We start from the raw sequence: 26,980 nt of genomic DNA on the forward strand, positions 1-26,980 counted from the left end.
AATATAAAATAAGGAGGAATTATCTAAATTTACTAAAGGTGAATTTAGTAAAAGCATTAGTATGAAGAAAGAATTAACTCTAAAAGAAATAATTTATGATTTGGAATATGTTAACGAAGGGGATGGGGTAACTATTAAGGATATTCCAGAAATAAATACTCCTTACAATGAAATAAAGGCTGCCCTTAATATAAGGAGGCAAGGATATAACTTGTATATTATAGATTCATTTTCAAAAGATAAGATAGATGGGTTAGTTAATTTCATAGATAATGAATATAAGTCTTTAAAGCCTCCTTCAGATATATGCTATGCAACTATTAAAGATATAAAAAGTCCATTTCCTATATTTGTTTCTAATGGAAAGGGGAAAAGCTTAAAAAAAGAAATAAAAAAATTAAAAGAAGAGTATATGATAAATTTTTTAGAATTTTTCAATATGTCATCAGATGATGAGAAAGATGAAATTGTAGAAAATATACATCTTAAAAGAAATAAATATATAGGGGAATTAGTTGAGGTTGCAAAGCAAGATGGATTTGATGTTAAAGCAACTTCAGGAGGGTTTGCATTCATTCCATTAAACGAAGGAGAAGTAATGACAGAGAAGGAGTATGATGAACTAGATATTAAAGATAAAGATATAATAATTCAAAAAGCTAGCAAACTTAAAGAAAGAGCAGAAATTATATTAGATGATTTAAAAGATTTAGAAGTTAATTCAATGGAAAGGATAAAAGTTATATTTAGGGAATATATAAATGAACGAATGGAAAACTTAAAGGATGATCTTCTTTTAGATTTTATAGGAGATGACGATGTATATAATTATTTAATAGCTTTATATGAAAGTATAGAAGACGAACTTATAGAAAATTACAGTATAGATTTAGAAGATGAGGATGAAACAGTTGAAAAGATTTTGTCAAAATACAATATTGAAGTTATTGTAGATAATTCAAAAAATAATCATCCTTTAGTAATATATGAAGATGATCCAAATATAGCGAACCTTATAGGTAATATAGAATATGAAAGTCAAAATGGTAATTATACCACAGATCTTTCACTAATAACTGCAGGTTCACTTCTTAAGGCAAATGAAGGCTGTTTAATAATAAGACTTAATAAACTTATTCAAAATGGTAATAGCTATTATCAACTTAAAAACTCATTGATGTCTGGAAAAGTGAATTTAGATAGTAATAGAAATTATTTAGAATTACTATCTATAAATGGATTAAAGCCTAAGTCAATACCTATAGATGTAAAAGTTATAATTATAGGAGATTATGAAAGTTATTCAATTTTATATAATCATGATGAAGAATTCAAAAGTTTATTTCCATTAAAATGTGAAATAAAAACTGAAATTGGGAATGTAAAAAATATAATTAATGAATTAGTAGAATTTATAAAAGATAGAATTAAGAAAAAAGAATTACTAGATTTAGATAATGAAGGAATAAAAGTTTTATTAAGGTATTTAACAAGAACAGCTTCAAATAGAGAAAAGATAAATATAGATGAATTTAAAATAGATACTATATTAGTAAGAGCAGATAATATAGCAAGAATAAAGAATGAAAATAAAATATTAAAAGAATTTATAGAAGAAGTAATATATGAGAAAGACAGCATAATTGATGAATATGCTGATATGTATAAAGAAAATAAAATCTTTATAAAGACAGATGGAAGATGTATAGGGAATGTAAATGGACTTGCTGTATTAGATACTGGAATTTTTAGTTTCGGAAAGCCTTTAAGAATAACATGCTTAGCATTAAAAGGTGAAGGTAATGTTATTGATATTCATAAAGAATCAAAGTTAAGTGGTAAAATTCATGAAAAATCAATAAAAATATTAACAGGGTTATTATATAGTTTAGTATCACCATATAAAAAGTTACCTATAAATCTTCATTTAAGTTTTGAACAAAGCTACGGACTTATAGAAGGCGATAGTGCTTCAGTTGCAGAAATGATAGCTATGTTATCTGCTATAAGTAAAATTGGAGTAGATCAACGTATAGCTGTTACAGGATCTTTAAATCAATTTGGAGAAGTACAGCCTATAGGTGGAGTAAATGAAAAAATAGAGGGATTTTTTAATGTATGTAAAAGAACTACAGGTATTAAAGGAAAAGGGGTTTTAATACCATCTACTAATAAAGATGAATTAGTATTAAATAAGGAAGTTGAAGAAGCTATAAAAAATGGGGATTTTCATATATACGAAATGGAAACAATAAATGATGCAATAGAAACATTAATATTAGATAATGATGAAACTGTAGAAGATTTTTATAAAAAAATAAATAAAGAAATAGAAAAATATAATAATTAATAGATTGTTATAAGGAGCAAAAACTGCTCCTTATTTTTTAAAAATATATAAAATATGTAAAGTAATTGACTTGAAAGAAAGTTATATGTTAAAATATGGAAGAAAAGGGTGATGAGGAGGTGAATTACTCTAAAGGGAACTTTAGGGTATTATGTATGTATCTTAAATTTAATATTATAGAAAACAAGTTGATTGCTCATCTTATTGGCGAGTTAGATCACCATAGTTCTCAAGAAGTTAGAGTTAAAATTGATGATAGAATAGACAGAGATAACATAACAAATGTTATATTAGATTTTAGTAAAGTAACATTTATGGATAGTTCAGGAATTGGTGTTGTTGTAGGACGATATAAAAAGGTTTCTGCAAATGGAGGTAATATTTGCGTTGCTAATGTAAGTAAAAGTGTAAATAGAGTTTTTGAATTATCTGGATTATTTAAAATTATAAAAAACTTTAATACTGTAGATGAGGCAGTAAGGTGCATTTAATGGAGGGGTTTTATAATGTACGATAATAAAATAAGTATTGAATTTTTAAGCAAATCTGAAAACGAAGGTTTCGCAAGAGTTGCAGTATCAGCTTTTGTTTCTCAATTAGATCCCACAATAGAGGAGCTTACAGATATTAAAACAGCTGTTTCAGAAGGTGTAACTAATTCTATTATTCACGGATATGAAAATAAAAAAGATGGTAATGTAAGAATTGATGCCTCAATTTCTGGAACTTTAGTTGAAATAATAATATCAGATTTTGGTGTAGGAATAGAAAATGTTGAAAAGGCAAAAGAACCTTTATACACTTCAAGACCGGATCTTGAAAGATCAGGAATGGGATTTACGGTTATGGAAAGTTTTATGGATAGTTTGGAAGTATATAGTGAAAAAGGAAAAGGTACAAGGGTTGTTATGAAGAAAAATATTGATACTGAAATAGATTAGGGGAAAAATATGAGTATTGAGAATTATAAAAGAGAGGAATTTAATTATGATGACAATTCTGAATTGTTGCCTTTAGCTAAAAATGGTGATAAAAAGGCATTAGACAGATTAATTGAAATGAATTTACCGTTGGTATCATCTATAAGCAAAAAGTTTTCTAATAGAGGATACGATTATGAAGATATATATCAAATTGGCTCGATAGGTCTTGTAAAAGCTATAAAAAATTTTGATGAATCATTTAATGTTAAATTTTCAACATATGCAGTTCCTATGATTATAGGAGAAATAAAAAGATTTTTAAGAGATGATGGAATTATAAAGGTAAGTAGAAATGTAAAAACATTAGCGAGAAAATTACATTATGCTAAAGAAGAGCTTACTAAAAAGTTAAATAGAGAACCTACTATAGATGAATTATCAGAGTATTCATCTATAGATAAGGAAGAGATTATAATTGCATTAGAGTCATCATCAAGCATGCAATATTTGTATGATACTATACATCAAGATGATGGTGCACCAGTACTTCTTATAGATAAAATAAGTGAAAATGCTGAAGAAGATTCTGAAATGATAGAAAGAATAGCACTTAAAGAAGCTATAGGAACATTAGATGTAAAGTCAAGACAAATTATAATACTTAGATATTTTAAAGATAAAACCCAGGTACAAGTAGCAAAAATGTTAGGTATAAGTCAAGTTCAGGTATCTAGAATAGAAAAAAAAGTATTATCTAAAATGAAAGAAAAATTGTCAGATTAGAATGAGATTTTAAAATCTCATTCTTTTTTTATGAAAATATTAATTATAAGAATTAGATTAATTATTTTACAAATAATAATGATATATATTTTTGAAAGGAGAGAATAGGTTTGAAAAGAAAAAATAATAAAGAAAATATGGTAAAAGAAAAATTTAAAAAAATAACTAAAGAAACTGAACCTAAACCTCAGCTTACAAGACATTGTATAAGAGCTTTTATAGTTGGAGGATTAATTTGTGATGTTGGTCAGTTAGTATCAGATATATTTTTAAGAATTGGATATTCAAAAGATGAAGTATCAAGTATAACAGCAATAATAATGGTATTTTTAGGAGCTTTATTAACGGGAGTTGGTATATATGATAAGATTGCAAATTATGGAGGAGCTGGTACTGTTGTACCAATAACTGGTTTTGCAAATGCTGTTGTTGCACCAGCTATCGAATTTAAAACAGAAGGTTTTGTTTTTGGAGTTGCAGCGAAAATATTTACAATAGCTGGACCAGTATTAGTTTATGGAATAGGATCATCTGTAATAATTGGATTAATATACTATTTAATAAAAATATTTTAATTAGCTTATGAATGGAGGCATTAATGTGAATAATATAAAAAAAGTAGGAGGGCAAACTGTAAAATTAAAAAATCCTCCTAAAATAATTTCAGCTTTTTCAATTGTTGGACCAAAAGAAGGGGAAGGACCATTAAAATCATATTTTGATCAAGTATTAAATGATGAAACTTATGGTAAAGAAAGTTATGAAAAAGCTGAAAGTGAAATGATGTATACATCAATAAAAGAATCTATAAGAAGAGCAAATTTAAAAGAAGAAGATATAGATTATATGTTTTCAGGAGATTTATTAAATCAAATAATTTCATCAAGTTTTGCAGCAAGAGAGTTAAATATACCTTTTTTTGGACTTTATGGTGCATGTTCAACCATGTCAGAATCCTTAAGTCTAGCATCTCTTATAATAGATGGAGGATTTGCAAATTATGTAGTAGCAGCTACTTCATCTCACTTTTGTGCTGCTGAAAGACAATTTAGATTTCCTTTAGAATATGGTGCTCAGAGATGTAAAACAGCTCAATGGACTGTAACAGGATCTGGTGCAATGGTTCTTGGGAAAGAAGGGGATTTTCCTAAAATAACATATGTTACTACTGGAGTAGTAAAAGATTATGGAATAAAGGATGCTAACAATATGGGAGCTGCAATGGCGCCAGCTGCTGTTGATACTATATATAATCATTTCAAAGATACGGGAAGAACAGCAAAAGATTATGACATAATAGCAACAGGAGATCTTGGAAAAGTAGGTAAGGAAATATGTGATAAGTTGATATTAGAATATGGATATGATATAAGAAATAATCATGTAGATTGTGGAGATATAATATTTAACAATGAACTTCAAGGCACAGAGGCTGGTGGAAGTGGATGTGGATGTTCAGCAACGGTTACATGTGGATATATATATAAAAAATTAATGAGAAAAGAAATAAAGAGTGCTCTTATAATATCAACAGGTGCTTTAATGAGTACAACATCATCTCTTCAAGGAGAAAGTATACCTGGTATAGCACATGCTGTAGCTATAGAGATGGATTAAGGAAGGAGATAAATAAAATATGGATTACGTAAAAGCATTTATAATTGGGGGGATTATATGCGTTATAGCTCAAATTTTAATGGATAAAACTAAACTTACACCAGGAAGAATTTTAGTTTTATTTGTAACGATAGGAGCAGTATTAGGAGCCTTCGGTATATATGACAAACTTATAGATTTTGCAGGAGCGGGAGCAACAATACCATTGCCTGGCTTTGGAAATTCTTTGGCTAAATCAGCTATAAAAGAAGTTGATAAAATAGGATTTTTTGGAGCTTTTAGTGGGGGTATAAAAGGAGCGGCAGCAGGAATAACAGCGGCTATAATTTTTGGTTACATAATGGCAATTATTTTTAAGCCTAAAAGTAAATAAATTTAGAATAAATTTTATAATTAATTGTCTATACTCACTATTAGAGGTGAGCTAATTGAACATAAATAAAATAGGAAAAGTAAGGTTACCTATTATATATATTGCAGTATCTTTACTTTTTAGTAGTATATATTATAAATATTTTGATAATGATATTTGGCTAGCTATCACCATAGTTAGCCTTTTCTTTTTATGGGTTATATTAAAAGAGGGAGCTGAATTTTTTATATTTACGATTATTATATTTATAATTGGAATAACTATAAATATAAATTTTTATAATTTAAAAATAAATAACATTGAAAAGATAAGAATAGAAAAATTATATTCTTATGGTGGTATAGGAAATATAAAAGGGAGAGAAGTATTTATTAAGGGGGATATATCTAATTTAAAAGAAGGAGTAGTAATAAAGGGCAAAGGAATATTTGAAAGAAAATTAGATAAAAAGCGTGGAAGAATAGGAAATTATGAAATAAAAAAATGGACTATAGATAATAGTGATATAAATACAAAACTTTCTAATATAAGAGAAAAGTTTAAAGAAAAACTTGAAAATAATATTGGAATTAGAAAGGCAAGTCTTATAACATCAATTACTTTTGGAAAAGATAAAGCTTTAGATTTTGAAGATCAAGAAGATATGAAAAGATTTGGAATTATACATGCATTAAGTGTATCAGGGCTTCATATAGGGGTTATATTTTTAATTATGAAAAAGTTATTTAAAGAAAAATTTGCACTTTTAATAACTTTTTTTTATGTAATTATGACTGGTATGGCTTTTTCAAGTGTAAGGGCATTTATTATGTTGTTTATTATAAACTTGGGAGTAATTTTAAAAAGTAGATATAATCATATATGTAGTTTGGCATTAAGCTCTATAATAATATTTTTAATATCTCCATATTGCATATTTGAAGTTGGATTTTTATTATCATTTGGAGCAACTATTGGTATTATATTATACAACAAAACTTTAAATAAAAAATTTTATAAATTACCTAAGGTAATTAGAGAAACTTTAAGTATATCATTAAGTGCTCAATTATTTACTTTACCAATACTTATAATATTTTTTAATGAAATATCTATAGGATTTATTATAGGAAATTTAATACTTATTCCTATAATAAATTTAATATTAACAATAAGCATAATATCAGTACTTTTTATAAATATAGATTTTCTATTTAATTATATTAGTTTTATATTAAAAAATATTATAATAATTTTTGATAATATAAGTGAATTATTTTTAGAAATCACACCTAATCTGATATATATAAATGAGTATTATGGATATTTTTATATTAGTCTTTTAATAACATTTTTTATATACAACAGAGGATATAAGAAAATTATTATATTACCTTTATCATATATAGTTTTCATAACAATTAGTTTATATAGTGTAAATCCTAAAATAGAGTATAAATATAAAGATACACTTTTAGTTTCGTATAAAGGAAAAAGAATTTTATTATCTAATGATAATATTGATGTAAATAAAATGAAATCTGTATATGCTTCTAATAATTATTATAAGAATCCAAAAAGAATAGTAATAAAAGAAAATTGCTTTTTAGAAGCTTTTAATAAAGATTATATATTAAATGTAAATGAAACTAAATATTATTTAAACATGAGTTTTAATAATAAAAGCAATATTAAATATGATATAATTAATTTCAAAGAAGATGATGTTACTAGTATAGTTATATTAGGAGAAAAAATATTAGTAAGATAGATTTTACTTGAAAGGTGATTAGCTTGATAAATTATGAAACGTTAGAAAAAGATATAAAGGTTGGGAATATAAAAAATTCTTATATTTTTTGTGGACCGGATGAAGAACTTATAAAAGAAGCCATAGGTAAGGTTATAAGTCCATATATTGATGAAAATTTAAAAGACTTAAATTTAGTAAAATTTGATGGGGTTCAATGTGAATTTGATGAAATAGTAAATGCTTGTGAAACATTACCATTTATGGCTGAAAAAAAAGTAGTCATTGTATATAGATGTCCATTTTTAAAAGAAAAATTAGATGCTTCAAATAAAAGTTTTTATAATAGTATGAAAGAATATTTAAAAGATATGCCAGGTCATACAATATTAGTTTTATACCATGTATTCGGAGATAAAAGAGATACTTTAAAGAAAAATAAAAATATAATGGCTCTTGATAAGATTACTACTATTGTACAAATAGATAAGTTAAAAAGGGATGGATTTTATAAGAGAGTAGACAATATATTTAAAACAAATAAAAAAAATATAAATAAAGTAGAACTTAGATATTTTTGTGAGAAGATTCCTATGAATTTAGAGATTGCACAAAAGGAAGTAAGTAAATTAGTTGATTATACTGTAGGAAGAGAAATAACTAAAAGAGATATTGATATGCTAATACCTAATAAAAGTGAAGATGATGTATTTGATTTAGTTGATTTAGTATCACAAAAAAAAATAGAAAGAGCTCTTGATATATTAAATGAACTATTATTTAAAGCAGATCAACATATGTTAATAATTACATCTATACAAAATCAGTTTAAAAGATTATATGATATAAAAGTTGGATTATCATTAGGAAAAAAAATAAATGATTTTGTAAGTGAATATAGAATACCACAATTTGTTGTTGAAAAACTTGTAGCACAAAGTAATAAGTTTTCTTTAAAACAATTAGAAAAAATATTACAGCTTTGTGTAGAAGTAGATAAAAATTTAAAAAGTGGTTTAGGAGATAAAAAGTCAGAGCTAGAATTATTTTTAATAAATATAGCAATGGTGAAGAAATAAAAAAACACCTCAGAAATTTCTGGGGTGTTTTTATTTCTTGAAAATATTTATTCAAGATAAAAGTTGTAGAAAGTAAATAACCGACCGTTAAAGGTCGGTTTATGTTACTACTATGCCATAGCGTTTAACTTTGCAGCTAGTCTTGACTTCTTTCTAGCAACCATGTTCTTGTGAAGAACTCCTTTTGAAGCAGCCATGTCTAAAGCTTTAGTAGCTTGAACGAAAGCAGCTTTAGCTTCTTCAGCGTTATTAGCAGCGATTGCAGCTTCTAACTTCTTTATTTCAGTTTTTAAAGCTGATTTAACCATTCTATTTCTTAAAGTTTTAGTTTGAGTAACTTTAATTCTTTTTTTAGCTGATTTTATGTTTGCCATTACTTTTCACCCCCTCTAAATTTTATAGGGCCTCTCTGCAGTTTTGGGGAATCTGCGTACGAGTTTACATTCAACAAACCATATTATAGCATTGAAATTTATTATATTCAAGTATTAAATTTAAACAAAAAGGAAAAATAATTTTGAAAGTATAAAATTAGAGAGGTGACATTATGTTGAATTTTAGAACAGACCTTGCAATTGAAGCTAAGGAAAACTATTCAAAAGCTCATAAAGGTGAGATCGATGGTGTTATTGTAAATGAAGAAGTAATTAGTGATAGTAAGATTACAACAGTAAAAATAAAAAATAATGAAGGTGCAAAAAAATTAGAAAAACCTATAGGAACATATATAACTATAGACATTCCAGAATATACAATATATGATGGAGAATTAATGGATAATGTTTCAGAAACTGTAGGGATAACTCTTAAAAAATTAGTTGATATTGATGAAAAAAAGACAGCTTTAGTAGTTGGACTTGGAAACTGGAAGGTAACTCCAGATGCTTTAGGGCCAAAGGTTGTAGAGAAGATAATGATAACAAGACATTTAAAAGAAGTTATTCCAGAGTCTATAGATGATTCTATAATACCTGTTTGTGCTATTGCACCTGGGGTTTTGGGAATAACAGGAATAGAAACAGGAGAAATAATAAAAGCACTTGTGGAAAAAATACATCCAGATTTGGTTATATGTATAGATGCATTAGCTTCAAGAAAAATAGAAAGAGTAAATAGAACTATACAAATAAGCGATACAGGAATATCACCAGGTGCTGGTGTTAATAATCATAGAATGCTTATAAATGAAGAGACATTAGGTGTTAAGGTTATAGCTATAGGAGTTCCAACAGTTGTTGATGCAGCAACTATTGCAAATGATAGTATAGATTTAGTAATAGATGAACTTATAAGCAAATCAGAAAAAGGATCAGAATTTTATAATATGATAAAAGGTGTAGATAAATATGAAAAAGGAATGCTTATAAAAGAATTACTTAATCCTTATGTTGGTGATTTAATGGTTACTCCAAAGGAAGTAGATCAAGTGATAGATTCTTTATCAAAAATAATTGCAAATGGTGTAAATATTGCAGTTCAACCTAATTTAGAAATGGAAGATATAAATAAATTTATGAATTAAAAATTAAATAAAGATATAATAATTATGTAAATTCCCTCATATACTTTTAAAAGTGAGGAGGGGATAGAGTGTGGGTTTAAATAGTAATAATTTAAGGCGAAAAAGCTCTATGGATATAGGAATAATGATTTTACTTGTATGCCTAGTGATATTTTTTGGTAGATGTATATATATAATGAAAAATAATAGTGAAAGAGGCGGATTAGCTTACGTTGAACTTCTAAATTTTTCAATGCCTTTAGTCAAAACTCAAGTTTATGATGAAGAAGCTTATTATGAAAATAATTTTTCATTAAAAAATATAGCATTAGAGGCACTTGGTTTATCAGACTTAAGTTTAGAAAAGCTAGTAAGCAATGAAATTCCAATGTTTAAAATAGATGATTATGTAAAAGAGAATAAAGAAGATTCAGGATATAGTCCTTTTGAGCTTGATTCTGAATCTATAATAAAATATACAAGTGAAGAAAAAAATAATTTATATAACCCAAAACTTAAAAAAGAGTTAAATCAGTCTAAGCCTGAGGTTTTAATTTATCATACTCATACAGGAGAAGGTTATTCAGAAACAAAGAACTTTACTGATGATAGTAATCATAATGTAGTTGGAGTTGGAGAAATTATTACAAAAGAGTTAGAAGAAAACTATGGTATATCAGTAATACATGATAAAACTGTACATGATGTTTCGTATAATGATAGTTATAATAGATCAAGAGATACGGTAAAAAAATATTATGATAAATATGGAGATAATTTTAAATTAGTAATCGATATTCATAGAGATGGTATAGATAAAAAGAAAGCAACAAATAGAACTAAAGATTTATTTACAGTAAATATAAATAAGCAAAGTATGGCAAGAATAATGTTTTTAAATACAAGAGGAAGTTCTAAATTTAGTTCTAATGAAAAGATGAGGAAAAATTTATATAATATTGCAAATTCTTTATATCCAGGTCTTGTAACAAGTGAAACATGGAACAGGGGAATTAATTTACTTAATCAAGATATATTAAGTAATTCAATATTATTTGAAGTTGGGTCTAATATAAATACATCAAAGGAAGCAATGACGTCAGCTAAATATATTGCGAGAGTTATAGCAGAATATATAAATGGTAAGTAATTAATAATGAGTACTTTTGCATAAAAGTTTTATAAAGTGTCTATTATTTAAAATAAGTGAGGTGAACTTTATGAAATTAAAAAAGTACTCAATAATTATATTTTCGGTAGTTATAGTATTATTAGCTTTTTTTAGCTTAATAAAAGTAAATATAATAAATACAAAATCATTATCTCCAGTTGGTAACACTGATGATAATAAAAAAATTGTTAATACAGAGTTTGGTGAAGATTTTAATAATTTTATTCAAGATAATGCAGATGTTAAAATATATAATAAGGAAAACGGAGATTATTTATTGAATATAAATGATAATAATTTAAGAATTAAGAAAGAATCTGAATTAGTTAACTTTATAAAAGATAAATTTTATAAAGTTACAGATAGTTTAAAAAGCGTAATAATAAATATACAAAATTTAATACAAAAATTAATATCTTAAAATAAAGGCAGTTATATACCCTATAAATATTGACACTACCTAAGGAAAGTATGATATAATTTAGCTTGACTTTAATATATGGGGGTGAAATAACTGCTTTCTTACATAAGAAGGGCAGATTTTATATATGAAAAATGATAGACAAAAATTTATTAGAAATTTTTCAATAGTAGCACATATAGACCATGGTAAATCAACATTAGCAGATAGATTATTAGAAATTACAGGTACTTTAACAAAAAGAGAAATGGAAGAACAAGTACTTGATAATATGGAACTTGAAAGAGAAAGAGGAATAACAATAAAGTCTCAAGCTGCAAGACTTATATATAGAAAAGATAATGGAGAAGAGTATATATTAAATCTTATAGACACTCCAGGTCATGTAGACTTTACATATGAAGTATCAAGAAGTTTAGCTGCTTGTGAAGGGGCTGTATTAGTTGTTGATGCAACTCAAGGTATTCAAGCTCAAACATTAGCAAATTGTTATTTAGCATTAGACAATGATTTGGAAATAACACCTGTTATAAATAAAATAGATCTTCCATCAGCAAGACCTGATGAAATAAAACAAGAAATAGAAGATGTAATAGGTATTCCAGCAGAAGATGCTCCAATGATATCTGCAAAAACAGGATTAAATGTAGAAGAAGTATTAGAAGCTGTTGTGCGTGATATACCAGCTCCAAATGGAGATGAAGAAGCTCCGCTTAAAGCTTTAGTTTTTGATTCATATTATGATACATATAAAGGTGTTGTAAGTTATGTAAGAATTATAGATGGTACTGTAAAAAGAGGAACTAAAATAAAGTTTATGGCAACTAATAAAGTTTATGATGTAACTGAAGTTGGTGTATTTACTCCAGGCTTTTTACCAGTTAATGAATTAAAAGCTGGAGATGTTGGATACATTACAGCATCTATAAAAAATGTAAAGGATGCTAGAGTTGGTGATACTATAACTGAAAGTGGAAGAGAAACTAAAGATGCGCTTCCAGGTTATAAACCAGCAATTCCAATGGTATACTCAGGTATATATCCAGTAGATGGAGCAAAGTATGAAGAACTTAAAGAAGCACTTGAAAAGTTACAAATAAATGATGCAGCTTTAAATTTTGAACCTGAAACATCAGTAGCATTAGGTTTTGGATTTAGATGTGGATTTTTAGGTCTTTTACATATGGAAATAATTCAAGAGAGAATAGAAAGAGAATTTAATCTTGATATTATTACAACAGCACCATCAGTTATATACAAAATAAAGAAAACTGATGGAACAGTTTTAGATATAACAAATCCAACAAATCTACCAGAAATGAGTGAAGTAGATTATATGGAAGAACCTATTGTTAAAGCTTCAATAATTACTCCAACTGAATATGTAGGAGCTGTTATGGAACTTTGCCAAGAGAGAAGAGGAACATATATTGATATGCAATATATGGAAGAAACAAGAGCTGTAATTAATTATGATATACCTCTAAATGAAATAGTTTATGATTTTTTTGATACATTAAAATCAAAAACTAGAGGTTATGCATCATTAGATTATGAATTTAAAGGATACGAAAAAGCAGAGCTTTGTAAGCTTGATATTCTTTTAAATGGTGATGTAGTTGATGCTCTTTCAATGATAGTTCCAAAAGAAAGAGCTTATCATAAAGGTAGAGGAATAGCTGAAAAGCTTAAAGAAATTATTCCAAGACAACTTTTTGAAGTTCCAATACAAGCAGCTATTGGTTCAAAGATAATAGCTAGAGAAACAGTAAAGGCTATGAGAAAAGATGTTTTAGCTAAATGTTATGGCGGAGATATTTCAAGAAAGAGAAAACTTCTTGAAAAACAAAAAGAAGGTAAGAAGAGAATGAGACAAGTGGGTTCAGTTGAAGTTCCACAAGAAGCATTTATGTCAATATTAAAAGTAGATTAATTTATAGAGTCTAATACATTTTGTATTAGACTCTTATTTTTAATTAAAATAACATTTAATATGTGGAATTATTTATATCTTTTTGAATATACATTACTATAAGAAATTACGGAGGTGTGTATATTATGATAGAAATTAATTTAAGAGATGTAAATATAAAGTGTAAAAAGTTAAGAAAAGAAGGAATAATAACAGGTACACTAAAAAGAATAAACGGAGAAATAATTCCTATAAGTTTAAAAGGAAATAAAATAGATTCTTATATATTAAATAATGGATTCAATGAAGATTTAAAAGTAGTATTAAATGGAGAAGAAATAGTAACAAAAATTTATAGAGTTCAGAAAAATCTTCTTATTCACAATATAGATAATATAGATATATGGGAAAAGAAATGTTAAAATATGTTTAAGATATAATAAGGTTAAGTGAATTTTTAGTAAATATAAGGTATAATAAAACAAAGGAAAAGGAGGTTTATTAATGTTTTTAAAAGAGTTAAACAATAAAGAAGCAATAGCTTTTATAAATTTAGTAAATGAGTTTGCTAACATAGATCATGTACTTGCAAGAGAAGAAAAGAGACTAATAAAAGATTATTTGAAAGAACTTAATTTAGATTTAAGTAAAATTGGTGCGGTGTCTTATGATGAAGCACTAGAAATTTTAAAAAATAGTAAAGAAAGAATAAAAAGAATAGTTTATTTTGAATTAGTAGGATTAGCTTTAGTAGATGGTAATTATGGTGAAGTTGAAGTAGATTATTTAGATAAAATAGCAACTGATCTTGATATTAATAGATCACAAAAAATTGCCTTTGCAAATTATTTTTATAATTTTAAAGATATACATGACTTCTCAGTAATAGAAACTGAAAGCAAAGAACTTGAAAATTTAAAGAGACAAGCAGAAGCGTTATTATAAAATAATTTTTAAAATAAAGGGGAATCTAATTTAATAAGGATTAGATTCTTCTTTTTTGTTATAATAAATAAAATATATAAATATAGAGAAGAAGGTGATAAGGATGAAAGAAATTTCACTATATGTGCATATTCCTTTTTGTAAGCAGAAATGTCTTTATTGTGATTTCCCATCTTATGCAGGAAAAGAAAATTTAGAAGATAGTTATATAGATTCATTGATTAAAGAAATAAATTTAAAATGTAAAGGTAAAATTATAAAAACTTTATTTATAGGGGGAGGAACTCCTTCATACCTAAAAGAAGAAAATTTAAATAATTTATTAGTATGTTTAAACAGTTTAAAGTATAAAGAAGGTTCAGAAAAAACCATAGAATGTAATCCAGGAACTTTAACAAGTGAAAAGCTTAAAATAATTAAGGATAATGGTATAAATAGAATTAGTATGGGACTTCAAACTACAAATAATAATTTATTAAAAAAAATAGGAAGAATACATACAATGAAAGAATTTGAGGAAAATTATAATAGGGCAAGAGAATTCGGGTTTAATAATATAAATATAGATATAATGTTTGGACTTCCAAATCAAAGTGTATTAGATTATAAAAAGAGTTTAGAAGATATAGTAAAATTAAATCCAGAACATATATCTTGTTATAGTTTAATAATAGAACAAGGAACACCTTTTTATAATATGAATGAAAAGGGATTATTAAAATTACCAACTGAAGACGAAGAAAGGAAAATGTATAACATAACAAAGGATATATTAAAATCTAATGGTTATCATCAGTATGAAATATCAAATTACTCAAAGGAAAATAAAGAGTGCGAGCATAATAAAATTTATTGGAAACTTGAAGAGTATATAGGGGTAGGTGTATCTGCAAGCTCATATATAGATAGTAACAGAATAAAAAATATAGATGATATAAAAGAATACATAAATAAAATAAATAATAAAGAAGCAGTAGAAGAATCTATTATTAAAAATAGTAAAAAAGAAGATATGGAAGAATTTATGTTTTTAGGGCTTAGATTGATTAAAGGAATAGATAAAAATAATTTTAAGAGAAAGTTTGATAAAAATATAGAGGATGTATATGGTGATGTTATAAATAAAAATATAAAAAAAGGACTAATAGAGGATAAAGATAACTATATATATTTAACTTCAAAAGGTGTAGAAGTATCAAATTACGTTATGAGTGAATTTATTAAATAGTGATAGAAAAATGAAGCAATTAAAAGAAAAATAAATATAATATCATATAAATATCTTTAAAAGTTAAAATAAAGCAAATATTCTCGTTGACAAAAATATGTAACGAGAATATTATTTAAATATAGTCATTAGCACTCGTTGTTAGTGAGTGCTAACAAGTAGAGGTGATGATATGGTTATTGATGATAGAAAGATAAAAATATTAGAAGCTATTATCAATGATTACATTAAGACTGGTGAACCTGTTGGATCTAGAACAATAGCTAAAAACTATAATTTGGGTGTTGGTTCTGCAACAATAAGAAATGAAATGGCAGATTTAGAGGATATGGGGTACTTAGAACAACCTCATACTTCAGCAGGAAGAGTTCCATCTAGCAAAGGATATAGACTATATGTAGATAGTTTGATGGATAAACCAATTTTAAGTAAAGAAGAAGATTTAAAAATAAGAGAGTATGTTATAAACTCAGCAATGCTTGAGGTTAATAAGATAGTTAAAAATGCAAGTACTTTACTTTCAGAATTAACTCATCTTACATGTGTTGTAAAAACACCATCTCTTAGTATGAGTTGTATAAAATCAATTCAACTTATGAGAGTCGATAGTTCAAGTTTATTAGCAGTAATAGTTACTGATGGTGGACTTATAAAAAATCAAATAATAAAAGTAGATAAAGTACCTTCAATAAATATATTAAATAAGATGAATGAAGTATTAAATAAACGACTTGTAAATCTATCTATAGATGAAATTAACTTAGAAGTTATAAATCATTTAAAAATAGGTTTAGATGGTCAAGATGAAGTATTTAATGCAATAATTCCAGCACTTTATCAGTGCCTAAAGGAAGACGATACTTCAAGAGTTTTTATGGAAGGTGCAACTAATATATTCAACTTTCCTGAGTATAATGACATAGAAAATGCAAAAAGAATATTATCACTTCTTCATAATAAAGATTGCGTTGTGGAACTAATAGAACCTGAAAGCGATATAACAATAAAGATTGGTGATGAAAATTATCTTCCAGAAGCAAAAGAGTGTAGTGTTATATCAGCTGAGTATTCTTTAGGAGATAATGCAAAAGGTACTATTGGACTTATAGGACCTAGAAGAATTGATTATTCAAAGGTAATTGCAATAATGGCACAAGTCATGAAAGAGCTTAATCAAACTCTTAAAGGACAGTCTAAAAAATAAGAGAGACGAGGTGTGGGCAAAAAGTGAAAGAAAATTTAGAAAATCAAGAACAAGAAGTTAAAAATGAGGAAAACATAGTAGCTGAAGAAGAAATGACAAAAGAAAATTTAGATTCATCAAATGAAGAAGAGTTAAAAGAAGAGTCTCAAGTAGAAGATAATAAAGAAGAGGATGAGTTAAAAATGTTTAAAAAGACAAAGGAAGAAAATAAAAAGCTACAAAATGAACTTGAGACTTTAAAGGACAGACTTTTAAGACTTACAGCTGAATATGATAATTATAGAAAAAGAACAACAAAAGAAAAAGAAGGAATTTACACAGATGCATGTGTAGATGTATTAAAGGAAATAATTCCAAACCTTGATAATCTTGAAAGAGCTATCGAAGCTGATGGTAGTGTAGAAGATATGAAAAAAGGATTAGAAATGACACTTAAAGGTTTTAGAGGATCTCTAGAAAAGTTAGGTGTTGAAGAAATTATAACAGAAGAAGGTTTTGATCCTAATATGCATCAAGCAGTAATGCATATTCAAGACGAGAACTTTGGAGAAAATCAAGTAGCTGAAGTTTTCATGAAAGGTTATAAAAGAGGAGACAAAGTTATAAGACACTCTGTTGTAAAAGTTGCAAACTAAAAATAACATTTTAAAATATATTAAATTTAGAATTTAAATCAAATGAAAGTTTGAGTTAAGGAGGAATATATTATGGCAAAAATTATAGGAATTGACTTAGGAACTACAAATTCATGTGTAGCAGTTATGGAAGGTGGAGAACCTGTAGTTATAACTAACTCAGAAGGAGCAAGAACAACTCCATCAGTTGTTTCATTCCAAGCAAATGGAGAAAGACTAGTTGGTCAAGTTGCTAAAAGACAAGCGATTACAAATCCAGACAAAACAATAATCTCAATAAAGAGACATATGGGAACAGATTATAAGGTTGATATAGATGGAAAGAACTATACACCACAAGAAATATCAGCAATGGTACTTCAAAAATTAAAAGCAGATGCAGAAAGTTACTTAGGAGAAAAAGTAAATCAAGCAGTTATCACTGTTCCTGCATACTTTAATGATGCTCAAAGACAAGCAACAAAAGATGCTGGTAAAATAGCAGGACTTGAAGTATTAAGAATAATAAACGAACCAACAGCAGCAGCTTTAGCTTATGGATTAGATAAAACAGAAGCAGAAGAAAAGGTATTAGTATATGACCTAGGTGGTGGTACTTTTGATGTATCTATACTAGAACTTGGCGATGGAGTATTTGAAGTACTATCAACAAATGGAGATACTCACTTAGGTGGAGATGACTTTGATAACAAAATAATGGACTATATTGCAGATACATTTAAAGCAGAAAATGGTATAGATTTAAGACAAGATAAGATGGCACTTCAAAGATTAAAAGAAGCAGCTGAAAAAGCTAAAATTGAATTATCATCATCAACACAAACAAATATTAACTTACCATTTATAACAGCAGATGCAACAGGTCCTAAACATATAGATATGAATTTAACTAGAGCTAAATTCAATGAATTAACTCATGATTTAGTTCAAAGATCAATTGAACCAATGAAAAAAGCATTACAAGATGCATCATTATCAGTAAAAGACATTGATAAAGTATTATTAGTTGGTGGATCAACAAGAATACCAGCTGTTCAAGAAGCAGTTAAAAACTTTATAGGAAAAGAACCTTCAAAGGGAGTTAACCCGGATGAATGTGTTGCAATAGGTGCAGCTATTCAAGCAGGTGTATTAACAGGGGAAGTTAAAGACGTATTATTATTAGATGTTACACCATTAACATTAGGAATTGAAACTTTAGGAGGAGTTGCTACTCCACTTATAGAAAGAAATACAACAATTCCAGCTAAGAAGAGTCAAGTATTCTCAACAGCTGCAGATGGTCAAACATCAGTTGAAATTCACGTAGTTCAAGGTGAAAGACAAATGGCTGCTGATAATAAAACTTTAGGAAGATTTACATTATCAGGAATTGCACCAGCTCCAAGAGGAATTCCTCAAATCGAAGTTACATTTGATATAGATGCTAACGGTATAGTTAATGTATCAGCTATGGATAAAGGAACTGGTAAAGAAGCAAATATTACAATAACAGCATCAACTAACTTAACTGATGATGAAGTAGATAAGGCTGTTAAAGAAGCTGAAAAATTTGCTGAAGAAGACAAGAAGAGAAAAGAAACAATAGAAGTTAAAAATAATGCAGATCAAGTCGTTTATCAAACAGAAAAAACTTTAGAAGAACTTGGAGATAAAGTTTCAGCAGAAGATAAAGCAAAGGTTACTGAAAAATTAGAAGCTGTTAAGAAAGTTAAAGATGGAGACGATTTAGAAGCTATTAAGACTGCTGTTGATGAATTAACAAAAGAATTCTATGCAATTTCATCAAAAATATATCAAGAAGCAGGAGCACAAGGTGGAGCTCAAGGATTTGATCCAAATAACATGGGTGGAGCTCAAGGATCTCAAGAAGCACCACATGATGATAATGTTGTAGATGCAGATTTTAAAGTAGAAGATGATAAGTAGTTGTAAATAAACTACAATACCTTTATAATAACAAAGGGGAAGGCAGTACTCGTCTTCCCTTTTGTAAAGTTTAATAATATAAATTTATAATAATATGGTGGTGAAATAGATGGCGCAAAAAGACTATTATGAAATTCTTGGTTTACAAAAGGGTGCAAGTGATGCAGAAATAAAAAAGGCCTTTAGAAAGCTAGCTATAAAATACCATCCTGATAAAAATCAAGGAAATGCTGAAGCAGAACAAAAATTTAAGGAAATAAATGAAGCTTATCAAGTACTTTCAGATCCAGAGAAAAAAGCTAGATATGATCAATTTGGAACAGCTGATTTTGATGGAAGTGGATTTGGAGCAGGAGCAGGTGGATTCGGAGGTTTCGATTTTTCAGATATCGGAGGCTTTGGAGATATATTTGATTCATTCTTTGGAGGCGGTGGCGGAAGTTCAGCTAGAAATAATGGACCAAGAAGAGGAGCCGATATTGAATATACAATAAGACTAACATTTGAAGAAGCTATAAAAGGCGTAGAAAAAGAAATATCAATTACAAGAAGTGAAAATTGTGAAAGTTGTCATGGAACAGGTGCTAAAGCAGGAACAACACCAAAAACATGTCCAACTTGTCATGGAACAGGACAAATTAGAGTTCAAAGACAAACACCTCTTGGAAGTTTCGTAAGCACAACAACATGTGATCAATGTCATGGAACAGGTAAGATTATAGAAGAACCATGTGAAACATGTAAAGGAAAAGGTAAAGTTAGAAAGCATAGAAAAATAAAAGTTAATATACCAGCAGGTGTAGATACAGGAAATGTAATTCCACTTAGAGGACAAGGTGAGGATGGTACTAATGGAGGTCCAGCAGGAGATCTTTATATTAATATAATTGTATCAGCATCTTCTAAGTTTAAAAGAAAAGGAATAGATATATATGTTGATACTCATGTATCTATGGCTAAAGCAGCTTTAGGTACTGAGATAACTGTTGAAACTGTAGATGGAAATGTTAAGTATACAGTTCCAGCTGGAACTCAATCTGGAACATTATTTAGGTTAAAAGGAAAAGGTGTTCCTAGAGTTAATGGAGGCGGAAGAGGAGATCAATATGTAAAAGTAATAGTTGATATTCCTAAAAAGCTTAATGAAAAGCAAAAAGAAGCTTTAATGATGTTTATGGAAGCATCAGGAGAAAAGGTAGATGGAAAAGAGCATCATAAAAAAGGATTAAGAGATTTATTTAAATAAATCTAAAAAGGCTACTATTTTAAGTAGCCTTTTTTGTAATATAAATATATAAATTGTTAAAAAGATATTTTATAACCTATTGATAAATGTAATTTAAAGTATTTTATATATTGATAGTAGTAACCTTGACATAATCTTAAGAAAAAGGTTAAAATTATTTATTAGTTTATTAGTGACATATTAGAAAGGAATGATTTTCATGGAAGGATCATGGATAGAGATAAAAGTTATTACAACAAGTGAGGCACTTGAGCCAATAGAAGGGATTTTTTACATATTAGATTGCAAAGGAGTTTCAGTTGAAGATCCAAATGACATATTAGGTAGAGAACAAGGTCCTTTAACTTGGGATTTTGCAGATATAAATGTTTTAGAACATAAAGGTAAATTTGCTGTTGTAAAAGGATATTTTTCAGAAGAAGACAACATAGATGAAGTTGTTAAATATGTTAAAGAGAAAGTAGAAGAAATAAGAAATATGGGCTTTAACGTTGGAGAAGGAAGAGTTGAAGTTTCTAAAACTCATGAAGAAGATTGGGCAAATAATTGGAAAAAGTATTATAAACCATCTAAAGTTGGAGACCAAATAGTTGTAAAACCAATATGGGAAGAATACGAACAAAAAGATGGAGAATTAGTTGTAGAATTAGATCCTGGAATGGCATTTGGAACAGGTGACCACGAAACAACAAGAATGTGTATACAAGCACTTGAAAAATATGTTCAAAAAGATAGTATAGTATTTGATGTTGGAACAGGTTCAGGAATTCTTGCAATAGCTGCAGCTAAGCTTGGAGCTAAAAAAGCTGTTGGGGTAGATTTAGATCCAGTTGCAGTTGAGTCAGCAAAGGAAAATGTAGAATACAATAATTTAGATAATATAGAAGTTCTTTATGGAAACTTAGTTGAAGTTATAGATGGGAAAGCTGATATAGTTGTAGCTAATATTATTGCAGAAGTAATATGTATATTAATAGATGATGTTAAGAGAGTTTTAAAAGAAGGTGGAATATTTATAACATCAGGTATAATTCATGATAGAGTTGATATGGTTACATCTAAGCTTGAAGAAAGTGGTTTTGAAGTAATTAAAGTTAACAAAGACGGAGAATGGAACTGCATAATTGCAAAATCAAAATAAAGGTTAGGTGATTATTTAATGCATAAGTTTTTTACACCATCAGAGTATGTATTTGGAGATTATGCCAAAATAATAGGTGATGATGTTAAGCATATATATAAAGTTTTAAGACTTTCAGAAGGTGAAGAGGTAGTCTTAAATGATTGTAATGGAACAGAGTATTTAGCTAAAATTAATGAAGTTACAAAAAGTGAAGTAACTTTAGATATAGTTAAAAAGTTAGATTTAAATAATGAAAGTAATATTGAAATAGTTTTATTTCAAGGGATGCCAAAAGCGCAAAAAATGGATTTAATAGTTCAAAAAGGAACAGAACTTGGAATAACAAAATTTGTTCCTTTAATTACTGATAGAGTTGATGTAAAATTAAAAGGCGATTTTAAAAAATTAGATAGATTAAATAGAATAGCACTTGAGGCTTGTAAGCAAAGTAAAAGAAGTATAATTCCAAGGGTTTTAGAACCTATAAAAATTAATGATTTAATAAAAGAAATAAAAGAATTTGATTTACTTATAGTACCTTATGAAAATAAAGAAGATTTTGGTATAAAATCTTTGATGAAGGATTTAGATAAAAATTCTATAAAGAGAATTGGAATTGTTGTAGGGCCAGAAGGTGGATTTGAAGAAGCAGAAATAGAAAAGTTAAAGACAGAGGGAGCATATATTATAACTCTAGGAAAAAGAATTCTTAGAACAGAAACAGCAGGTTTTGTTGCTACCTCATTGATTCAATATGAATTAGGTGACTTAGGAGGAAAGATTTAATGAAGGTTGCATTTGCTACATTAGGATGTAGAGTAAATATGTATGAATCAGAAGCTATGACTGAAAAATTTGTAAGAGAAGGATATGAAGTTGTAGATTTTTCAGAAGTTTCAGATGTATATGTTGTAAATACATGTTCTGTTACTAATATGGGAGATAAAAAATCAAGACAAATTATAGGTAGAGCTAGAAGATTAAATCCTGAAGCTATAATAGCAGTTGTAGGTTGTTATTCACAAATAGCGCCAAAAGAAGTTTCAGGAATAGAAGGTGTAGATGTAGTTCTTGGTACTAGAAATAAAGGAGACATAGTATACTATGTAAATAAAGCTAGGGATGAAAAGAAACCTCAAGTTAAAGTTGGGGCAGTACTTAGAAATAAACAATTTGAGGAATTAAAAATAGAAGATTATAGAGATAAAACTAGAGCGTTTTTAAAAATACAAGATGGATGTAATAGGTTTTGTGCATATTGTTTAATACCATATACTAGAGGCGCAGTTTGCTCAAAAGATTTCAATAATGTATTAAATGAAGTAAGAGAACTTGCAAATCATGGTTTTAAAGAAGTAATTTTATCTGGTATACATACAGCATCATATGGATTAGATTTAGAAGGTAATGTTGATTTAGTAACGTTATTAGAAGAAATAGAAAAGATAGATGGAATAGAAAGAGTTAGAATAGGTTCAATAGAGCCAGCATTCTTTACTGATGAAGTTGTAGAAAAAATAAAAAACATGAAAAAATTATGCCCACAATTCCATTTATCACTTCAAAGTGGTTGTAATTCCACATTAAAAAGAATGAATAGAAGATATTCAGCAGAAGAATATGAAAGAATAGTTAATGTTTTAAGAGAAAATTTAAAGGATGCTTCAATAACAACAGATGTAATTGTTGGATTTCCAGGAGAAACTAATGAAGAGTTTGAAGAAACATATGAATTTTTAAAAAGAAATAAATTAACTAAAACTCATATATTTAAATTTAGTCCAAGAACTGGAACTAAAGCAGCTACAATGGAAAACCAAATAGATGGAAATATAAAAGAAGAGAGAAGCAAAAGATTAATAGAACTTAATAATATAAATGAAAAAGCTTATACTGATAGTTTAATGGGAAGAGAAATGGGAGTTTTAATTGAGCAGGAAGTTAAAGGCTTAGATGGAATATTTGAAGGGTATACTAGAAATTATGTTAAGGTTCATGTTCATGGTGCATCTAAAGATGATATTGGAAATATAATAAAAGTAAAACTTTTTGAATCAAAGGGTGACTATGCAGAAGGAAAAGTGGTAAAATAATAAGGTAACTACTCTGTAAAGGGGGTGAACTTATGACAGATTGTATTTTTTGTAAAATAGTAAAAGGTGAAATTCCTTCAAAGAAAATATACGAAGATGATTTAGTTTATGCATTTTATGATATAAGTCCAGAGGCACCGGTTCATTTTTTAGTAATACCAAAGGAACATATAAAAAGTGCTAATATGATTTCAAACGAAAATTCTCATATAATAGCACATATTTTTGAAGTTATAAATAAAATAACAAGTGAGTTAGGTATTGCTGATGATGGATATAGAATAGTAAATAACTGTGGAGTGTTAGGTGGGCAAACAGTAGATCATATGCATTTCCATGTTTTAGGTGGAAGAGAATTAAAATGGCCACCAGGCTAAAAATGTTTACGTAAAATGTTGACATAAATAACAAAACTAATGTATAATATAGCTTGTGTTATTAAGCCCGTAGCTGATTGAATTTATAATTTAAGCTAGCGGAGGGAGGGATAATAGATGTCAGAAATAAAAGTTGGAGAAAACGAAACACTTGAAAGTGCATTAAGAAGATTTAAGAGAAAATGTGCTAGAGCTGGAGTTCTTTCAGAAGTTAGAAAGAGAGAACACTACGAAAAGCCAAGCGTAAAGAAGAAAAAGAAATCAGAAGCTGCTAGAAAGAGAAAGTTCAAGTAGTATTTTGAAAGAAGGTATAAAAATGCCAGGAATTAAAGAGAGACTTCAAGAAGATTGGAAAACTGCTTTAAAGGCAAAAGACAAGTTTAAAGCTAATGTATTAAGTACCGCTAAATCTGCTATTTTATTAGCTGAAAAAACAACTGGTAAACCAGTAGAAGAAAGCGAAATAATTGAAATATTAGCAAAAGAAGTCAAGCAAAGAAGAGAAGCTGTGCTTGAGTTTGAAAAAGGTAACAGACAAGATTTAGTAGATGAAGCTAATGCTGAAATCAGTATCTTGCTAGATTACCTTCCTCAGCAATTAAGCGAAGACGAAATTTTAAAGATAGTAGAAGAATCAGCTACAGAAGCGGGTGCATGTAGCATAAAAGACATGGGAAAAGTTATGGCGTTAGTTAGACCTAAGACAGTTGGTAAAGCTGATGGCAAGCTTGTAAGTCAATTAGTTAAAAATTATTTAAATAATAAATAATAAATAGCAAAAGAGCTCTTATGGAGCTCTTTTTGTTATTTATTAAAAAAGGAGAGTTTAAAAACTCTCCTTTTTTGTAATTAAAATTATTTAAAAATCATAAATTACTATGATAGGAGTATTTGTAAAGGGAGGTTTTATTTTGAGAGAGAGTATAAATAAAAAAAAGAATAACATTATAGAAAAAATAGATTTACCTAAAGATGTTATCTTGAATTTACCTAAGATAACTGTTGTAGGTAGAGAAGAAATAAGTATAGAAAATCATAAGGGAATAGATTCTTTTGATAAAGAGTTTATAAAAGTAAAAACTAATATAGGTCTTGTAAAAATTGAAGGTGAAAATTTTGAAATATTATATATAGCATCTGAAACGATAGTTTTAAGTGGAAGGTTTAAAGCAATGTCATATGAAGGTATTGAAATATGAGGTACTATGCAAAAAAAATATCTATAATAACAGTTGAAGTTACTTGTATGAATACAGAACAAATATTAAATGGACTATGGAAAAGTGGTATAAAGGTTAATAAAATAAAGAGAATAGATGCTGTTACTTTAAATATGGATATATATGGAGATGATTATGAAGATTTAAAGACAATAGTTAAAAGGTGTAATGGAAAAACTAAAATTTTAAAAAGAAAAGGAAAAATAATAAATATATCGAAATTAAAAAGAAAGATAACATTTACTATAGGTGGGGTTTTATTCTTTTTTATATTGTTTATATTATCAACAAGAATATGGGCGATAGATATATATACAGAAAAAAATGTTACTCCATTTGAAATAAGAAAAATATTAAATGAATTTGGAATAAAGCAAGGTATTGGGAAAAGTGAAGTTGATGTTTATAGCTTAGAGAAAAAACTTGAAGATATACATGATGAAATATTATGGGTTAGGGCAAGAATTGAAGGTTCTACTTTAAAAGTTAAAATAGAAGAAAAAGTAAATCCACCAGATTTTTTAGAAATTTATAATAAAGAAATATTAGCTAAAAAGGATGGAGAAGTAAAAAGAGTATATACTCAATTTGGTACAGCAGCAGTAAATCCAGGAGATATGGTTAAAAAGGGTGATGTTTTAATATATCCATATGATGGCCTTTTAGAAGAAAAATATGAGGTTGAACCTAAAGGAAGCGTTATAGCTAATGTTTTTTACGAGAGAAGTTTAGAAGTTCAAATAAAAGGTAAAAAGTTAGAGAAAACAGGAAGAGAGGATAAAGATTTATATTTAAACTTATGGGGAAAGAAAATTTACCTAAAAAAGGCTACAAATTCATTTGAAAATTATGATAAAATAGTAGATAATACTGGATTTGTTAAGTCTATTACTTATTGTGAAATGGCAGAAAGGGAAATAAATTTAGATGAAGATAGCGTAGTGAATGACTCTTTAAATAAGTTAGAAAACCTTCTATTAAAGGATCTTAGTAATGAAGCTAAAATAATAAAGAGAAATCATAAAGTTAAAAGTATAAAAGATGGAAAGATACAAATAATTGCACAATTTGTAGTTGAAGAAAACATAGCGTAAATTTAAGTAATATGTAATTGATAAGAA

At 27.6% G+C, this 26,980-nt stretch carries 29 protein-coding genes; 28 read left to right on the plus strand and 1 reads right to left on the minus strand.

Annotated features, from left to right (window positions below; all coding sequences use genetic code 11):
* Nucleotides 1–61 precede the first annotated feature (61 nt).
* The 9 genes from Q4E08_RS03415 (at nucleotide 62) to holA (ending at nucleotide 8,854) form a co-directional block, all read left to right on the plus strand.
* Nucleotides 62–2,350 carry an AAA family ATPase gene (locus Q4E08_RS03415; RefSeq protein ID WP_303128421.1) on the plus strand — a complete coding sequence of 763 codons (2,289 nt, stop codon included), beginning with the start codon at nucleotides 62–64 and terminating at the stop codon, nucleotides 2,348–2,350.
* Nucleotides 2,351–2,505: 155 nt separating this feature from the next.
* Nucleotides 2,506–2,841 (plus strand): anti-sigma F factor antagonist, encoded by a 336-nt coding sequence (spoIIAA, locus tag Q4E08_RS03420; RefSeq protein ID WP_303128591.1) that lies wholly within the window; start codon nucleotides 2,506–2,508, stop codon nucleotides 2,839–2,841.
* 15 nt (nucleotides 2,842–2,856) lie between these two features.
* Nucleotides 2,857–3,291 carry an anti-sigma F factor gene (gene spoIIAB, locus Q4E08_RS03425; RefSeq protein WP_303128424.1) on the plus strand — a complete coding sequence of 145 codons (435 nt, stop codon included), beginning with the start codon at nucleotides 2,857–2,859 and terminating at the stop codon, nucleotides 3,289–3,291.
* A 9-nt stretch (nucleotides 3,292–3,300) separates the two neighbouring features.
* Complete coding sequence (sigF, locus tag Q4E08_RS03430) at nucleotides 3,301–4,056, plus strand: RNA polymerase sporulation sigma factor SigF (RefSeq protein WP_303128426.1); 756 nt, start codon at nucleotides 3,301–3,303, stop codon at nucleotides 4,054–4,056.
* A gap of 137 nt (nucleotides 4,057–4,193) precedes the next feature.
* Entirely contained in the window at nucleotides 4,194–4,631 is a 438-nt protein-coding gene (spoVAC, locus tag Q4E08_RS03435; protein ID WP_303128594.1) for a stage V sporulation protein AC, read from the plus strand.
* Nucleotides 4,632–4,638: 7 nt separating this feature from the next.
* Complete coding sequence (gene spoVAD / locus Q4E08_RS03440) at nucleotides 4,639–5,673, plus strand: stage V sporulation protein AD (protein ID WP_303128428.1); 1,035 nt, start codon at nucleotides 4,639–4,641, stop codon at nucleotides 5,671–5,673.
* 19 nt (nucleotides 5,674–5,692) lie between these two features.
* Complete coding sequence (spoVAE, locus tag Q4E08_RS03445) at nucleotides 5,693–6,046, plus strand: stage V sporulation protein AE (protein ID WP_303128430.1); 354 nt, start codon at nucleotides 5,693–5,695, stop codon at nucleotides 6,044–6,046.
* A gap of 55 nt (nucleotides 6,047–6,101) precedes the next feature.
* On the plus strand, nucleotides 6,102–7,796 hold the full coding sequence (locus Q4E08_RS03450; protein WP_303128432.1) for a ComEC/Rec2 family competence protein: 1,695 nt from the start codon (nucleotides 6,102–6,104) through the stop codon (nucleotides 7,794–7,796).
* Nucleotides 7,797–7,819: 23 nt separating this feature from the next.
* Nucleotides 7,820–8,854, plus strand: coding sequence for a DNA polymerase III subunit delta (holA, locus tag Q4E08_RS03455; protein ID WP_303128435.1), 1,035 nt, complete (start codon nucleotides 7,820–7,822; stop codon nucleotides 8,852–8,854).
* A gap of 110 nt (nucleotides 8,855–8,964) precedes the next feature.
* Here holA and rpsT read toward each other — a convergent pair whose 3' ends face one another.
* A complete protein-coding gene (rpsT, locus tag Q4E08_RS03460) occupies nucleotides 8,965–9,228 on the minus strand; it encodes a 30S ribosomal protein S20 (RefSeq protein ID WP_024615134.1) in 264 nt (87 codons plus the stop codon).
* A 173-nt stretch (nucleotides 9,229–9,401) separates the two neighbouring features.
* Here rpsT and gpr point away from each other — a divergent pair, with 173 nt between their 5' ends.
* The 19 genes from gpr to yqfD all read left to right on the plus strand — a co-directional run bounded on the left by gpr (nucleotide 9,402) and on the right by yqfD (nucleotide 26,953).
* The gene (gpr, locus tag Q4E08_RS03465; RefSeq protein ID WP_303128439.1) at nucleotides 9,402–10,376 is read left to right on the plus strand and encodes a GPR endopeptidase; all 975 of its coding nucleotides are present in this window, start codon (nucleotides 9,402–9,404) and stop codon (nucleotides 10,374–10,376) included.
* A 70-nt stretch (nucleotides 10,377–10,446) separates the two neighbouring features.
* Nucleotides 10,447–11,505 (plus strand): stage II sporulation protein P, encoded by a 1,059-nt coding sequence (locus Q4E08_RS03470; protein ID WP_303128440.1) that lies wholly within the window; start codon nucleotides 10,447–10,449, stop codon nucleotides 11,503–11,505.
* Nucleotides 11,506–11,575: 70 nt separating this feature from the next.
* On the plus strand, nucleotides 11,576–11,947 hold the full coding sequence (locus tag Q4E08_RS03475) for a hypothetical protein (protein WP_303128443.1): 372 nt from the start codon (nucleotides 11,576–11,578) through the stop codon (nucleotides 11,945–11,947).
* Nucleotides 11,948–12,074: 127 nt separating this feature from the next.
* A complete protein-coding gene (lepA, locus tag Q4E08_RS03480) occupies nucleotides 12,075–13,880 on the plus strand; it encodes a translation elongation factor 4 (protein ID WP_303128446.1) in 1,806 nt (601 codons plus the stop codon).
* A gap of 125 nt (nucleotides 13,881–14,005) precedes the next feature.
* Nucleotides 14,006–14,281: a hypothetical protein gene (locus tag Q4E08_RS03485; RefSeq protein ID WP_303128448.1), complete on the plus strand. Its 276-nt coding sequence runs from the start codon at nucleotides 14,006–14,008 to the stop codon at nucleotides 14,279–14,281.
* Nucleotides 14,282–14,363: 82 nt separating this feature from the next.
* Nucleotides 14,364–14,804: a hypothetical protein gene (locus Q4E08_RS03490; RefSeq protein WP_303128451.1), complete on the plus strand. Its 441-nt coding sequence runs from the start codon at nucleotides 14,364–14,366 to the stop codon at nucleotides 14,802–14,804.
* A 103-nt stretch (nucleotides 14,805–14,907) separates the two neighbouring features.
* A complete protein-coding gene (gene hemW, locus Q4E08_RS03495; RefSeq protein ID WP_303128454.1) occupies nucleotides 14,908–16,032 on the plus strand; it encodes a radical SAM family heme chaperone HemW in 1,125 nt (374 codons plus the stop codon).
* Nucleotides 16,033–16,204: 172 nt separating this feature from the next.
* Complete coding sequence (gene hrcA / locus Q4E08_RS03500) at nucleotides 16,205–17,236, plus strand: heat-inducible transcriptional repressor HrcA (protein ID WP_303128456.1); 1,032 nt, start codon at nucleotides 16,205–16,207, stop codon at nucleotides 17,234–17,236.
* A gap of 23 nt (nucleotides 17,237–17,259) precedes the next feature.
* On the plus strand, nucleotides 17,260–17,871 hold the full coding sequence (gene grpE, locus Q4E08_RS03505) for a nucleotide exchange factor GrpE (RefSeq protein WP_303128458.1): 612 nt from the start codon (nucleotides 17,260–17,262) through the stop codon (nucleotides 17,869–17,871).
* A gap of 72 nt (nucleotides 17,872–17,943) precedes the next feature.
* Nucleotides 17,944–19,800 (plus strand): molecular chaperone DnaK, encoded by a 1,857-nt coding sequence (gene dnaK, locus Q4E08_RS03510; RefSeq protein ID WP_303128461.1) that lies wholly within the window; start codon nucleotides 17,944–17,946, stop codon nucleotides 19,798–19,800.
* A gap of 109 nt (nucleotides 19,801–19,909) precedes the next feature.
* Complete coding sequence (gene dnaJ, locus Q4E08_RS03515; protein ID WP_303128464.1) at nucleotides 19,910–21,046, plus strand: molecular chaperone DnaJ; 1,137 nt, start codon at nucleotides 19,910–19,912, stop codon at nucleotides 21,044–21,046.
* A 199-nt stretch (nucleotides 21,047–21,245) separates the two neighbouring features.
* On the plus strand, nucleotides 21,246–22,187 hold the full coding sequence (gene prmA, locus Q4E08_RS03520; RefSeq protein ID WP_303128493.1) for a 50S ribosomal protein L11 methyltransferase: 942 nt from the start codon (nucleotides 21,246–21,248) through the stop codon (nucleotides 22,185–22,187).
* 18 nt (nucleotides 22,188–22,205) lie between these two features.
* Nucleotides 22,206–22,955 carry a 16S rRNA (uracil(1498)-N(3))-methyltransferase gene (locus Q4E08_RS03525; protein WP_303128502.1) on the plus strand — a complete coding sequence of 250 codons (750 nt, stop codon included), beginning with the start codon at nucleotides 22,206–22,208 and terminating at the stop codon, nucleotides 22,953–22,955.
* Entirely contained in the window at nucleotides 22,955–24,262 is a 1,308-nt protein-coding gene (gene mtaB / locus Q4E08_RS03530; RefSeq protein WP_303128504.1) for a tRNA (N(6)-L-threonylcarbamoyladenosine(37)-C(2))-methylthiotransferase MtaB, read from the plus strand. Before Q4E08_RS03525 ends, mtaB begins: the two co-directional genes overlap by 1 nt.
* Before the next feature lie 32 nt (nucleotides 24,263–24,294).
* Nucleotides 24,295–24,639, plus strand: coding sequence for a histidine triad nucleotide-binding protein (locus Q4E08_RS03535; protein WP_303128506.1), 345 nt, complete (start codon nucleotides 24,295–24,297; stop codon nucleotides 24,637–24,639).
* 117 nt (nucleotides 24,640–24,756) lie between these two features.
* Nucleotides 24,757–24,933: a 30S ribosomal protein S21 gene (gene rpsU / locus Q4E08_RS03540; protein ID WP_008429643.1), complete on the plus strand. Its 177-nt coding sequence runs from the start codon at nucleotides 24,757–24,759 to the stop codon at nucleotides 24,931–24,933.
* 22 nt (nucleotides 24,934–24,955) lie between these two features.
* Complete coding sequence (locus Q4E08_RS03545; protein WP_303128541.1) at nucleotides 24,956–25,408, plus strand: GatB/YqeY domain-containing protein; 453 nt, start codon at nucleotides 24,956–24,958, stop codon at nucleotides 25,406–25,408.
* A gap of 142 nt (nucleotides 25,409–25,550) precedes the next feature.
* Nucleotides 25,551–25,838 (plus strand): sporulation protein YqfC, encoded by a 288-nt coding sequence (gene yqfC / locus Q4E08_RS03550; protein ID WP_303128544.1) that lies wholly within the window; start codon nucleotides 25,551–25,553, stop codon nucleotides 25,836–25,838.
* Entirely contained in the window at nucleotides 25,835–26,953 is a 1,119-nt protein-coding gene (gene yqfD, locus Q4E08_RS03555) for a sporulation protein YqfD (RefSeq protein WP_303128546.1), read from the plus strand. The genes yqfC and yqfD overlap by 4 nt, the downstream gene beginning before the upstream one ends.
* The last annotated feature ends 27 nt before the right edge of the window (nucleotides 26,954–26,980 follow it).

Origin of the sequence: Clostridium sp. (assembly GCF_030532265.1) — a bacterium.
In the GTDB taxonomy this organism is placed as follows: Bacteria; Bacillota; Clostridia; order Clostridiales; family Clostridiaceae; genus Clostridium.